This is a genomic window from Pseudomonas sp. O39, from assembly GCF_045447295.1.
GTDB lineage: Bacteria > Pseudomonadota > Gammaproteobacteria > Pseudomonadales > Pseudomonadaceae > Aquipseudomonas > Aquipseudomonas antarctica_A.
This window is the reverse complement of sequence record NZ_JBJGXV010000003.1, coordinates 346,857-359,078: the sequence shown is the minus strand read 5'-3', so window position 1 is coordinate 359,078 and position 12,222 is coordinate 346,857. Positions and strand designations below refer to the sequence as shown.

The window sequence follows — 12,222 nt, the reverse complement described above, 5'->3', positions numbered from 1 at the left end:
AGCTCTTTATTCGGCTCGCGCCCGCACGTGGATAGCCGCAAAAGGCTCATTCTGGACCAGCTCGACCAAGGACTCCTTGACCAGTTCAAGGATCGCCATAAAGGTCACCACCACCCCCAGGCGCCCTTCTTCTTTGGTAAACAGCTCAACAAACGGCACAAAGCCGCCGCCCTTGAGGCGTTCGAGCACATCACTCATACGCTCACGGGTCGACAAGGCCTCGCGGCTGACCTGGTGGCTTTCAAACATGTCGCCACGGCGCAGCACCTCGGCCATGGACATCAACAACTCCTCCAGGCTGACGTCCGGCAACAACTTGCGCGCCCGGGCTTCCGGGGCGTCGAGCTTGGGCACCACCACATCACGGCCAACGCGGCTCAAGCCGTCGATGCCTTCGGCGGCCGCCTTGAAGCGTTCGTACTCCTGCAGGCGACGGATCAGTTCGGCGCGCGGGTCGTCTTCTTCCGCTTCGATGGTTTCCGAGCGCGGCAACAGCATGCGCGACTTGATCTCGGCCAGCATGGCGGCCATCACCAGGTATTCAGCGGCCAGCTCCAGGCGCACCGACTGCATCAGCTCGACATAGCCCATGTATTGGCGAGTGATTTCCGCCACTGGGATGTCGAGGATGTTGATGTTCTGCTTGCGGATCAGGTACAGCAGCAAGTCCAGCGGGCCTTCGAAGGCTTCAAGGAAGACCTCCAGTGCATCGGGCGGGATATACAAGTCCAGCGGCATTTCCATGACCGCCTGGCCGTAGACCATGGCAAATGGCAGTTCCTGCTGGGCACCGGCCTGGCTGTCGACGGTTTCCACGACCGACATTCAGGCCTCGACCATGAATGGCGTTGGGTCGCCGCAGCCCACTCGTACCACTTCCGGTTCACCGTCAGCGAGGTTGATCACGGTGGAGGCCTTGTTGCCGCCGTAGCCGCCGTCGATGATCAGGTCGACGTGTTTTTCCAGCAGGCGGCGCATTTCGTGCGGGTCGTACAGCGGCTCGGTTTCACCGGGCAAGATCAACGACACACTCATCAACGGCTCGCCCAGTTCAGCGAGCAATGCCAGGGCAATCGGGTGTTCCGGCACCCGCAAGCCGATGGTGCGCTTCTTCGGGTGCAGCAACAGGCGCGGCACTTCGCGGGTGGCATTCAGAATGAACGTGTAGGGCCCCGGCGTGTGGGCCTTGAGCAGGCGGAACGTGCCGGTGTCGACCTTGGCGAACAGGCCCAACTGGGACAGGTCGCTGCAGATCAACGCGAAGTTGTGGTTCTTGTCGAGGTCACGCAGGCGTCTTACGCGCTCTACCGCGCTCTTGTCGCCGATCTGGCAACCAATTGCGTAGGACGAATCCGTTGGGTAGATCACCACGCCACCGGCGCGAATGATCTCCACGGCCTGTTTGATCAGGCGCGCTTGAGGGTTTTCCGGATGAATCTGGAAGAATTGACTCACGTGTTCTACCTGTTCAGACGGTGGCAATAATGGGGTCATGCTTGAATCGCCCCCACAAAAGCGGCAGGTCGTCCGGGACCTGGCGATATTCGCCAATCTCGGACCAGCCGCCTGGGCCATGAAAATCACTGCCGGCGCTGACCAGCAGACCAAATTCGCGCGCAAGAATCGCCAGGCTACCCACCTGTTCGGCGGGTTGATGCCCGTTGACCACTTCAATTGCGTGGCCGCCCGCTCCAATATAGTCGGCAATCAGCTTGCGGCGCTTGCTGCGGGTGAAATCGTAATGCCAGGGATGCGCCAGGCTGACCCAGGCCCCGGAGGCCCGCAGGGTCCCGACGGTATCTTCCAGGGTCGGCCAGTGTTGCTTGACGTCGCCCAACTTGCCGGCCCCCAGCCATTTACGAAAGGCTTCGGCGCGATCCTTGACAAAACCTTCACGCACCATCCAATCGGCAAAGTGCGGACGGGCCGGTGCGTTGCCGCTGTCTCCCAGTTCTTGCTGGATGGCGCGGGCGCCGTCCAGCGCATTGGGCATGCCTTTGAGGCTGAGCTTGCGGCTTATTTCTTCGGACCGCAGCCAGCGGCCATCGTGCAATTGAGCAATGGCTGCCACTAAAGCCGGGGCGTTTTGATCGAAGCCGTAGCCGAGCACATGAATGGTGGCGCCGCCCCAGGTGCAGGACAATTCCACGCCGTTAACCAATTGCATCCCCAGGCCATGGGCCGCTTCGCGGGCTTCATCGAGCCCTTCGAGGGTGTCGTGGTCGGTCAACGAAAGGACTCGCACGCCTTTTTCAAACGCACGCGCAACCAGTACCGCGGGCGCCAGGGCGCCGTCGGAGGCCGTGCTGTGGCAGTGCAAATCAACATTCACGGAAGTGTGTAACCTCAAGTCAGCTGGCGCTTTCGCTACCAAGGATGTTTGTTATTATGCCGCCACATCCAGCTTCTGGCTCTTACTGTGAAACAATTCATCGACTTCATCCCGCTGTTGCTGTTTTTCATCGTTTACAAACTCGACCCCAGGGTCATCGATCTCGCCGGCCATGAGCTGACAATCGGGGGCATCTACAGTGCCACCGCCGTGCTGATCATCAGCTCGGTAGTGGTCTACGGCGCCATCTTCATCTCCCAGCGCAAACTCGAGAAAAGCCAATGGCTGACCCTGGTCGCCTGCCTGGTCTTCGGCAGCCTGACCCTGGCCTTCCACAGCGAAACCTTCCTTAAATGGAAAGCCCCGGTGGTGAACTGGCTGTTCGCCCTGGCGTTCATCGGCAGCCATTTCATCGGTGACCGCCTGTTGATCAAGCGGATCATGGGCCACGCACTGACCCTGCCCGAACCGGTATGGACGCGTTTGAACGTGGCCTGGATCGTGTTTTTCCTGTTCTGCGGCGCCGCCAACCTGTTCGTGGCCTTTACCTTCCAGGACTACTGGGTCGACTTCAAGGTGTTCGGCAGCCTGGGCATGACCGTCTTGTTCCTGGTCGGCCAGGGTATCTACCTGTCGCGCCACCTGCATGACACTGACTCTACTACGCCAAAAACCGAGGACTGACATGCTTTACGCCATCATTGCTACCGACGTTGCCAACTCGCTGGAAAAACGCCTGTCTGTACGCCCGGCTCACGTCGAGCGTCTGAAACAGCTGCAAGCCGAAGGCCGCATCGTACTGGCTGGCCCACATCCGGCAGTGGACAGCAATGACCCGGGCGACGCCGGTTTCACAGGCAGCCTGATCGTCGCCGAATTTGCCTCCCTCGCCGACGCCCAGGCCTGGGCCAAAGCCGACCCGTATGTGGCGGCGGGCGTCTACGCTGACGTGGTGATAAAGCCGTTCAAGCAAGTCCTGCCTTGACCTACCGTTCGTGAGCTGGATCGCGCCGAACCAATTGCGTTCGGCGCGCTCCTAATTGCTCATTATTCTCGGTAACCTGCCGACAACGTTCTGAATATTCGTGTGGAATCAGGAGTTCCGATGCGCTTACGTCAGTTGTGTTTGTTGGCAGTGTTAATGATCGGGGCTACCGCCCACGCTGAAGAAACCTCGAACACCGGCAGCTCCACGCCCCTGTCCTTGAGTGCCGGCAGCCAGATCACCGAGTTGCAGCAACGCTTGAAAGAAAGCGAACGGCTGCGTGAAGAACTGAGCAAACAACTGCAAAGCGCAGATACTGCGCGTGAAAGCGCCCAACTGAGTCGCTTGCGTCAGGAGAACCAACGCCTGGCCCAGCAACTCAAAGAAACACAGGGCGGCACCTTGACCCGATGGCTGACCGAGCAACAGCAGTGGTTTGTCACCGGCGGTGCCGTCGCACTGATCGCGTTGCTGTGCGGGATCTTCGCCAGCGGTGGGCACCGTCGCCGTCGACAATGGCTAAATTGAGTGAGTCATGAGCGAGCTGTTACTGATAGATGATGACCAGGAGCTCTGCGAGCTGCTGACCAGTTGGCTAAGCCAGGAAGGTTTCCAGGTGCGCGCCTGCCACGACGGCTTGAGCGCCCGCAAAGCCTTGGCCGACAGCGCCCCCGCGGCGGTGGTACTCGACGTGATGCTGCCCGATGGCAGTGGCCTGGAGTTGCTCAAACAATTGCGCAGCGACCACCCGGAATTGCCGGTGTTGATGCTCTCGGCCCGAGGCGAGCCACTGGACCGGATTCTCGGCCTGGAACTGGGCGCGGACGATTACCTGGCCAAACCCTGCGACCCACGCGAGCTCACCGCCCGCCTGCGCGCCGTGCTGCGCCGCAGCCACCCGGCTGCCGTGTCGAGCCAGCTGGAACTGGGTGATCTGTGCTTCAGCCCGGTGCGTGGCGTGGTCACCATCGATGAGCAGGAATTTGCCCTTACCGTCTCCGAAAGCCGCCTGCTGGAAGCCTTGCTGCGCCAGCCCGGCGAACCGCTGGACAAGCAGGAACTGGCGCAGATCGCCCTCGGCCGCAAGCTGACCCTTTACGATCGCAGCCTGGACATGCACGTCAGCAACCTGCGCAAGAAAATCGGCCCGCACCCGGATGGCCGGCCACGGATCGTGGCACTGCGTAGCCGGGGCTATTACTACAGCCTCTGAAATCGGGAGCCTGTGGCTCCCGGTTTTGTCAGTTCCCCCCAAACCCCTCTTTACCCAAGCTTTACCGTCCCCTGACCGCCGCTGACCTTGATCTCCGTAATCTACTCACATCCGGACTCACCGGAATAGAGACAGGAGAATCACCATGCGCAAGACCCTTATCGCTCTGATGTTCGCCGCTGCCCTGCCGACCGTTGCCATGGCCGCTATGCCAGAAGGCCCAGGCCCGATGGGCGGCCCAGAAGGCCACATGATGGGTGGCCCGGGCCACGGCGGTGAACACGGTCCGCGTGGCAAAGGCGGCCCCTTCAGCCAGTTGGACCTGACCAAGGAACAGCGCCAGCAAATCGGCAAATTGATGGGTGACCAATGGCACGCCCGCAAAGACCTGGTCAAAAAGTACCTGGACAAACTGCCAGCCGCTGACCAGAAAGCCATGCAGGATGAAATCGCCGCCGGCAAACAGAAAACCCAGGCTGACATCCGTGCCGTGCTGAAACCCGATCAACAGAAGAAATTCGACGAGATCGTCAAGAAACAGGCCGAGCGCCGCGCCGAGTGGAAGGAATTCCAGGCCTGGAAAGCGCAACAGCCGCAAAAAGCGCAATAATGCTCTAGCGTTACCTACCCAGCCCAGTGGCCCTCGCCGCTGGGCTTTTCCTGTTTGAGGGTTTCCTGTGCGTTCATTGTTCTGGCGCATCCTGGCCAGTTTCTGGCTGGCCATCGCCTTGGTTGCCGGGTTGTCGATCCTGCTTGGGCATATGCTCAACCAGGACGCCTGGATTCTCAGCCGCCACCCCGGCCTCAACAACCTGGCGCAAGAGTGGACCCAACTCTACGAAGCGCAAGGCGAAGACGCCGCCCAGGACTTACTGCAACAGCGTAAGCGCCAGTATCACATCGACGTGCAAGTGCTGAATGAAAGCGGCGAGCCGGTAGTGCGTGGCACCTTCCCGAAGCGCGCCGCCGCCTTCGAAGCTCGGCAGAATGACAGCAAGGACGGCCACCTGCCCTGGCGCCGGCTGACCGCCGAGTACACCAGTGAAAAAACCGGCGACACCTACCTGCTGATCTACCGCATTCCGCACCCGGAACTCGACGAATGGCACCGCAGCAGCCTGACCTGGCCCTTGAGCGCGCTGGCGATTGCGCTGGTGGTGCTGACACTGTTCAGTTTGCTGGTGACGCTGTCCATTACCCGCCCGCTCAGCCGACTGCGCGGCGCGGTGCATGACCTTGGCCAAGCCACCTACCAGCAGAACAGCCTGGCGCAGCTGGCTAACCGGCGCGATGAGTTCGGCGTGCTGGCCACTGACTTCAACCGCATGGGCGCGCGCCTGCAAAGCCTGATCGGCAGCCAGCGCCAGTTGCTGCGGGACGTGTCCCACGAACTGCGCTCGCCCCTCGCCCGCTTGCGCATCGCCCTGGCCCTGGCCGAACGCGCCAGCCCCGAAGAACGGGAAAAGCTCTGGCCGCGCCTGACCCGCGAATGCGACCGCCTGGAAGCGCTGATCAGCGAAATTCTGGTATTGGCCCGCGTCGATGCCGACAACGCCAGTGCGGAAGAGGTGGACCTCAACCCACTGCTCAAAACCCTGCAAAAGGACGCCCAACTCGGTGCCCCGGACCAGACGGTGCAGCTGTCGGCTGACAACGAGCTGCACCTTAAGGGCTGGCCGACCATGATCGAACGCGCAGTGGATAACTTGCTGCGCAACGCCCAACGTTTCAACCCGCCAGGCCAGCCGATTGAGTTGAAGGCCCAACGCCAGGGCGAGCGCATTCTGATCAGCGTGCGCGACCATGGCCAAGGCGTTGACGCCGAACACCTGAGCCAACTCGGCGAGCCGTTCTACCGCGCGCCCGGCCAGACGGCCCAAGGTCACGGCCTGGGCCTGGCGATTGCGCGTCGCGCAGCAGAGCGCCATGGTGGCAGCCTGATCCTGGCCAATCACCCCGACGGCGGTTTTATCGCCAGCATCGACCTGCCGCTGGTGCCCGGAGTTGTCACACCCGTGTGAGGATCTTCTATAGTGGCCCTTCTCTTACGGAGGGCCTTTGATGACTGACCTGCTGACTCCCATCCAAGCCGCACTCGATTTACCGCAAGTCGCGCTGACCTTTACCGAAGCCGGCGCCCTGCCCTCGACCTTCGCCGTGACCGAACTGGCGGCCGCCAGTCTCGGTGCCGCCGGCCAAGCCGTCGCCCAACTTGTTCAGCAGCAGACCGGGCGCTTGCCCAGCGTCAGCGTGGACCGGCGCCTAGCCTCCTTCTGGTTCTCGTCCTCGATTCGCCCGGTGGGTTGGCAAGTACCGCCGCTGTGGGACCCGGTCGCCGGCGACTATGCCTGCGCCGATGGCTGGATTCGTTTACACACCAATGCGCCCCATCACCGCGCGGCCGCCGAGCGCGTACTCGGCAAGGTCAATGACCGTGCCGAGATGGCCAGCCACGTCGCAACGTGGAACGCGGCAGAACTGGAACAGGCGATTGTCGATGAAGGCGGCTGCGCAGCGCAGATGCGTTCATGGCAGGCCTGGCAAACCCATCCGCAGGGGTTGGCGGTCAATGCGCAGGACCTGGTGCAGCGCCGGACCTTCGATGCTACGGCCGACAAACCCTGGCTCGGTTCCGTGGCGCGGCCGTTGGCCGGCATCAAGGTGCTGGACCTGACCCGCGTACTGGCCGGCCCCGTGGCCAGTCGTTTCCTCGCCGGCCTTGGCGCCGATGTCCTGCGCATCGACTCACCCAGCTGGAACGAGCCGGGCGTGGTGCCGGAAATGACCCTGGGCAAACGCTGCGCTCGCCTGGACCTGAAAAGCCCCCAGGACCGGCAGATTTTCGAAAGCCTGCTCAAAGAGGCCGACATTCTGTTCCACGGCTACCGCGCCGATGCCCTGGAGCAACTCGGCTACTGCGCCGATGACCTGCAAACCCTCGCCCCCGGCTTGATCGACGTAAGCCTCAATGCCTACGGCTGGAGCGGCCCATGGCGTAATCGTCGCGGCTTCGACAGCCTGGTGCAGATGAGCTGCGGGATTGCTGACGCGGGCATGGCCTGGAAACAGTCGGATAAACCGGTGCCGCTGCCGTTGCAGGCGCTGGATCACGCCACCGGGTATTTGATGGCGGCCAGTGCGATTCAGGCGTTAAGCGAGCGCTTGAAAACCGGGCGTGGCGGTTCGGCGCGGTTGTCGTTGGCACGCACCGCGAAGCTGTTGGTGGAGGCCGGGCAAGTGCCGGAGCAACCGGCGTTGCGGGCTGAAGACGCGGGCGATCAGGGTGTGGTGGTGGAGCAAACGGCCTGGGGCCAGGCCCATCGTTTGCTCGCGCCGGTGACCATCAGTGGCACGCCTTTGCAGTGGGATTTGCCAGCGGGGGAATTGGGGTCGCATCGGCCACAGTGGTGATTTGAAAACCTCTTTCGCGAGCAAGCCCGCTCCCACACTTTACCGAGTACATCCTTTGGAATACGGTCAAAATGTGGGTGCGGGCTTGCTCGCGAAGAGGCCCTGGCAGACGCTATCAATCCGCCCGACTTAACGACGTCCACAAGTGCTGCGCGGCATACGCCCGCAAAGGCCGCCACGCCTCAGCCCGCGCCAACAATGCGCGCGCGGTTACCGGCCCACCTTCCAACGCCGCCAGCGCATTGATCAATCCGATATCCCCCGAGGCAAACGCATCCGGCTCGCGCAACTGGCGCATGGCGATGTACTGCGCAGTCCAGTCGCCGATTCCCGGCAACGCCACCAGCCGCGCCACGCCCTCCTTCAGGCTGGCTTTGGGCTCAAATAACTGCGGGTCATCCAATAAAGCCTGGGCAACACCCGATAAGGTGCGACCCCGAGCCTTGGGCATGCCCAACGTCGCCAGGTCCGCCGCTGCCAAGACGTCGGGCGTCGGGAAAACATGGGTGATACCGGCGTGTGGCGTGTGCAACGGCTGGCCATACTGCGCCACCAATTTACCCGCCAGGCGAATGGCCGCCACCACCGTGATCTGTTGCCCCAGCACGGCACGAATCGCCAGTTCCAGACCGTCCCACGCACCCGGCACGCGCAGGCCAGGACGGCCAGCAACAAGCTGCGCCATTAACGGGTCGGCGGCCAGTTGCGCATTGATCAACTGCGGCTGGGCATCCACATCGAACATCGCCCTCAAGCGCCGCTCGATCTCGGGAAGCGCGGCGGTGTCAGGAAACTCGACGTCGACCTCCAGCCAATCCCCGGTCCCCGGCGCAACACTGATCCAGCCGTGGGAACCTGCGACGCTGATGCTGCGCCGATACACACCGGCCTCGACAATCTCCAACCCGCTGATTGCCCGCAAGGATAAAAAGTCCACCATCGCCGCCCAGTCATAGGGTGGCTGATACGCCAGTCTCACAACGACAATACCCCGCTGTACAGCCCATACGCCGCCAGCCCCGCGCCCGCGACCACGCAACTGAAAATGCCTTTTTCCATGTGGGTAAACAAGGGCTGGCCCTGCTCGCGCTTGGCCAGGGCAAATAGAATCACACCGGGCGCATACAGCAGTGCCGAGAGCAGCAGGTACTTCAAGCCGCCTGCGTACAGCAGCCATACCGCGTAGCCGAGGGCAATCAGGCTGACCAGCAAATCCTTGCAGCGCTGGCGCGGGGCGCCGTCATAGGTTTCGCCGCGCCCGCTCAACAGCACTGCATAGGCTGCCGACCACAGGTAGGGCACCAGAATCATTGACGAGGCCAGGTAGATGAGGTTGGTGTAAGTGCTGTGGGAAAACAGCGTGATGACCAGGAAAACCTGGATCATTACGTTCGTCAGCCACAACGCGTTGGCCGGCACCTGGTTGGCGTTTTCCTTTTTCAGGAAGGCCGGCATGGTCTTGTCATGGGCCGTGGCGTAAAGAATTTCTGCGCACAGCAGCGCCCAGGACAGCAAAGCCCCCAGCAACGACAACGCCAGGCCGATGCTGATCGCCACCGCGCCCCAAGGTCCGACAATATGTTCCAGCACACCAGCCAAGGATGGGTTCTGCAATTGCGCCAGTTCCGGCTGGCTCATGATCCCCAGCGACAACACATTCACCAGCACCAGCAGCGCCAGCACCCCAAGAAACCCGATCAGCGTGGCCCGGCCTACATCCGAGCGTTTCTCGGCCCGCGCCGAATACACACTGGCGCCCTCAATGCCGATGAAGACGAACACGGTGACCAGCATCATGTTGAGCACCTGATCAACCACGCTGCCGAATTGCGGATTGCCCAAGCCCCAGATATCGCGGGTGAAGATATCGGCCTTGAACGCGACGGCGCTGATGACCACAAACATCACCAGCGGCACGATCTTCGCCACGGTGGTGATCTGGTTGATGAACGCCGCCTCCTTGATGCCGCGCAACACCAGAAAATGCACGGCCCACAACAACAGCGACGCGCAGCCAATAGCGACCGGCGTATTGCCCTGGCCGAACACCGGGAAGAAGTAACCCAGGGTGCTGAACAGCAACACGAAATAACCGACGTTGCCCATCCAGGCACTGATCCAGTACCCCCAGGCGGACGAGAAGCCCATGTAATCGCCAAAACCGGCTTTGGCGTAGGCATACACCCCGGCATCCAGTTCAGGTTTGCGATTGGCCAGCGTCTGGAACACGAAGGCCAGGGTCAACATGCCGACGGCGGTGATCGCCCAGCCGATCAACACGGCGCCCACTCCGGCGCGCGCGGCCATGTTTTGTGGCAAGGAGAAAATCCCACCGCCGATCATCGAGCCCACCACCAGGGCGATCAGCGCGCTGAGACGGAGTTTCTCGACCGATTCAGACATAACAACTCCTACAGAAACAATAATTGAGCGGACAACCGTGTACTCAACTAATTCATTCAGCGAGTGCAACGTTTATTTAAGACGGTAATAAAACCCACAGGCTCATAACATAACGGCATGAAAGTTTGTAAAGTTTAGGCTTATTAACAATTTAAAGACGCAGGCCTTTGGCCGCTATCTAGCGAGCTTCTCGGCGCGTTGTTTAAAAGTTTGCATATTCTGCAAAACAGACTAGTTTCAAACGTCCATCACACGGACTAAATCATTAGTCATCACGCAGAGACCGCTCTAGAGAGCGTCTTCCCGAGAAAAGTGCCCCTCAAGTGTTTCCCCTCTAAGTCATTAATTCACAATGAAATGTGCCAATGACGTGATCTAAGTCAGCTGTTTGATCAGCGCACAGAATTATTCTGTGGTCTCTCTTCTCCTGCATTGGAGTCATGCAATGTCTGAATCTCCCGGAAAACTTCGACTGGGCGCACTGGTTGCCCTGGTCGTGGGTTCAATGATTGGCGGCGGGATCTTCTCACTTCCGCAAAATATGGCGGCCAGTGCCGATGTCGGCGCGGTGCTGATCGGTTGGGTGATTACCGCCATCGGCATGCTGACCCTCGCTTTCGTGTTCCAGACCCTGGCCAATCGCAAGCCTGACCTCGACGGCGGGGTGTATGCCTATGCCAAGGCGGGCTTCGGCGACTACATGGGCTTCTCGTCCGCCTGGGGGTACTGGATCAGTGCCTGGCTGGGCAACGTCGGGTACTTCGTGTTGCTGTTCAGCACCCTCGGTTACTTCTTTCCGATCTTCGGCGAAGGCAACACGCCTGCGGCGGTGATTGGCGCCTCGGTATTGCTGTGGGCCGTGCACTTTCTGGTGCTGCGCGGGATCAAGGAAGCCGCGTTCATCAACCTGGTGACCACCGTCGCCAAGGTGGTGCCGCTGGTGCTGTTCGTGCTGATCGCCGTGTTCGCGTTCAAACTGGACATTTTCACCGCCGATATCTGGGGCGTGAAAAACCCGGACCTGGGCAGTGTGATGAACCAGGTGCGCAACATGATGCTGGTTACCGTGTGGGTATTCATCGGCATCGAAGGCGCGAGCATCTTCTCGTCCCGTGCGGAAAAACGCTCCGACGTGGGCAAGGCTACCGTCATCGGTTTTATCACCGTGCTGCTGTTCCTGATGCTGGTGAACGTGCTGTCCCTGGGGATCATGACCCAACCGGAATTGGCCAAATTGCAGAACCCGTCGATGGCCGCCGTGCTGGAGCATGTAGTCGGTCACTGGGGCGCGGTGCTGATCAGCGTCGGCTTGATCATCTCCCTGCTGGGGGCGCTGCTGTCGTGGGTGTTGCTGTGCGCGGAGATCATGTTCGCCGCCGCCAAGGACCACACCATGCCGGAGTTCCTGCGTAAGGAAAATGCCAACCATGTGCCGGTCAACGCCCTGTGGCTGACCAACGCGATGGTGCAGGTGTTCCTGGTGATCACACTGTTTTCCGCCAGCACTTACCTGTCGCTGATTTACCTCGCCACGTCGATGATCCTGGTGCCCTACCTGTGGTCGGCAGCCTACGCCTTGCTGCTGGCGGTGCGCGGTGAGACCTACGAAAACGCGCTGCGCGAACGCAAGAAAGACCTGTTCATCGGCGCCGTCGCCCTGATCTACGCGATCTGGCTGCTCTACGCCGGTGGCACCAAGTACCTGCTGCTGTCCGCCCTGCTCTACGCGCCTGGCGCGATCCTGTTCGCCAAGGCCAAGCATGAACTGGGCAAACCGATTTTCACCAACGTCGAGAAGCTGATATTCGCCGCGGTAGTCGTGGGCGCCCTGGTGGCGGCCTACGGGCTCTACGCCGGCTTCCTGACACTGTAATTGTT

General features: G+C 61.1%; 13 protein-coding genes. 8 read left to right on the top strand and 5 right to left on the bottom strand.

The window, feature by feature from the left end:
- Positions 1-6 precede the first annotated feature (6 nt).
- The 3 genes from ACI77D_RS06495 to ACI77D_RS06485 all read right to left on the bottom strand — a co-directional run bounded on the left by ACI77D_RS06495 (position 7) and on the right by ACI77D_RS06485 (position 2,332).
- Positions 7-705 carry a ScpA family protein gene (locus ACI77D_RS06495; RefSeq protein WP_169875663.1) on the bottom strand — a complete coding sequence of 233 codons (699 nt, stop codon included), beginning with the start codon at positions 703-705 and terminating at the stop codon, positions 7-9.
- Between the two features lie 120 nt (positions 706-825).
- Positions 826-1,455 (bottom strand): L-threonylcarbamoyladenylate synthase, encoded by a 630-nt coding sequence (locus ACI77D_RS06490; RefSeq protein ID WP_064453893.1) that lies wholly within the window; start codon positions 1,453-1,455, stop codon positions 826-828.
- A 13-nt stretch (positions 1,456-1,468) separates the two neighbouring features.
- On the bottom strand, positions 1,469-2,332 hold the full coding sequence (locus tag ACI77D_RS06485) for a PHP domain-containing protein (protein ID WP_064453894.1): 864 nt from the start codon (positions 2,330-2,332) through the stop codon (positions 1,469-1,471).
- Positions 2,333-2,419: 87 nt separating this feature from the next.
- Here ACI77D_RS06485 and ACI77D_RS06480 point away from each other — a divergent pair, with 87 nt between their 5' ends.
- The 7 genes from ACI77D_RS06480 to ACI77D_RS06450 all read left to right on the top strand — a co-directional run bounded on the left by ACI77D_RS06480 (position 2,420) and on the right by ACI77D_RS06450 (position 7,941).
- Positions 2,420-3,016 carry a septation protein A gene (locus ACI77D_RS06480; RefSeq protein WP_064453895.1) on the top strand — a complete coding sequence of 199 codons (597 nt, stop codon included), beginning with the start codon at positions 2,420-2,422 and terminating at the stop codon, positions 3,014-3,016.
- A gap of 1 nt (position 3,017) precedes the next feature.
- Positions 3,018-3,317, top strand: coding sequence for a YciI family protein (locus ACI77D_RS06475; protein WP_015885584.1), 300 nt, complete (start codon positions 3,018-3,020; stop codon positions 3,315-3,317).
- 120 nt (positions 3,318-3,437) lie between these two features.
- Positions 3,438-3,845 (top strand): hypothetical protein, encoded by a 408-nt coding sequence (locus tag ACI77D_RS06470; protein ID WP_064453896.1) that lies wholly within the window; start codon positions 3,438-3,440, stop codon positions 3,843-3,845.
- Positions 3,846-3,852: 7 nt separating this feature from the next.
- On the top strand, positions 3,853-4,530 hold the full coding sequence (locus ACI77D_RS06465; RefSeq protein ID WP_064453897.1) for a response regulator transcription factor: 678 nt from the start codon (positions 3,853-3,855) through the stop codon (positions 4,528-4,530).
- A 145-nt stretch (positions 4,531-4,675) separates the two neighbouring features.
- Positions 4,676-5,140, top strand: coding sequence for an LTXXQ domain-containing protein (locus ACI77D_RS06460; protein ID WP_017139156.1), 465 nt, complete (start codon positions 4,676-4,678; stop codon positions 5,138-5,140).
- A 67-nt stretch (positions 5,141-5,207) separates the two neighbouring features.
- Positions 5,208-6,551, top strand: coding sequence for a HAMP domain-containing sensor histidine kinase (locus ACI77D_RS06455; protein ID WP_064453898.1), 1,344 nt, complete (start codon positions 5,208-5,210; stop codon positions 6,549-6,551).
- Between the two features lie 40 nt (positions 6,552-6,591).
- Positions 6,592-7,941: a CoA transferase gene (locus ACI77D_RS06450; RefSeq protein WP_407016259.1), complete on the top strand. Its 1,350-nt coding sequence runs from the start codon at positions 6,592-6,594 to the stop codon at positions 7,939-7,941.
- 115 nt (positions 7,942-8,056) lie between these two features.
- Here ACI77D_RS06450 and ACI77D_RS06445 read toward each other — a convergent pair whose 3' ends face one another.
- On the bottom strand, positions 8,057-8,920 hold the full coding sequence (locus tag ACI77D_RS06445) for a DNA-3-methyladenine glycosylase family protein (protein ID WP_407016258.1): 864 nt from the start codon (positions 8,918-8,920) through the stop codon (positions 8,057-8,059).
- On the bottom strand, positions 8,917-10,344 hold the full coding sequence (gene arcD / locus ACI77D_RS06440; protein WP_407016257.1) for an arginine-ornithine antiporter: 1,428 nt from the start codon (positions 10,342-10,344) through the stop codon (positions 8,917-8,919). The genes ACI77D_RS06445 and arcD (ACI77D_RS06440) overlap by 4 nt, the downstream gene beginning before the upstream one ends.
- A gap of 445 nt (positions 10,345-10,789) precedes the next feature.
- Here arcD (ACI77D_RS06440) and arcD (ACI77D_RS06435) point away from each other — a divergent pair, with 445 nt between their 5' ends.
- The gene (gene arcD / locus ACI77D_RS06435) at positions 10,790-12,217 is read left to right on the top strand and encodes an arginine-ornithine antiporter (protein ID WP_064453902.1); all 1,428 of its coding nucleotides are present in this window, start codon (positions 10,790-10,792) and stop codon (positions 12,215-12,217) included.
- Positions 12,218-12,222: the final 5 nt, after the last annotated feature.

Coding starts and splice junctions, on each gene's coding strand:
- arcD (WP_064453902.1), top strand. CDS start 10,790: ATGTCTGAATCTCCCGGAAAACTTCGACTGGGCGCACTGGTTGCCCTG.
- ACI77D_RS06465 (WP_064453897.1), top strand. CDS start 3,853: ATGAGCGAGCTGTTACTGATAGATGATGACCAGGAGCTCTGCGAGCTG.
- arcD (WP_407016257.1), bottom strand. CDS start 10,344: ATGTCTGAATCGGTCGAGAAACTCCGTCTCAGCGCGCTGATCGCCCTG.
- ACI77D_RS06475 (WP_015885584.1), top strand. CDS start 3,018: ATGCTTTACGCCATCATTGCTACCGACGTTGCCAACTCGCTGGAAAAA.
- ACI77D_RS06450 (WP_407016259.1), top strand. CDS start 6,592: ATGACTGACCTGCTGACTCCCATCCAAGCCGCACTCGATTTACCGCAA.
- ACI77D_RS06460 (WP_017139156.1), top strand. CDS start 4,676: ATGCGCAAGACCCTTATCGCTCTGATGTTCGCCGCTGCCCTGCCGACC.
- ACI77D_RS06470 (WP_064453896.1), top strand. CDS start 3,438: ATGCGCTTACGTCAGTTGTGTTTGTTGGCAGTGTTAATGATCGGGGCT.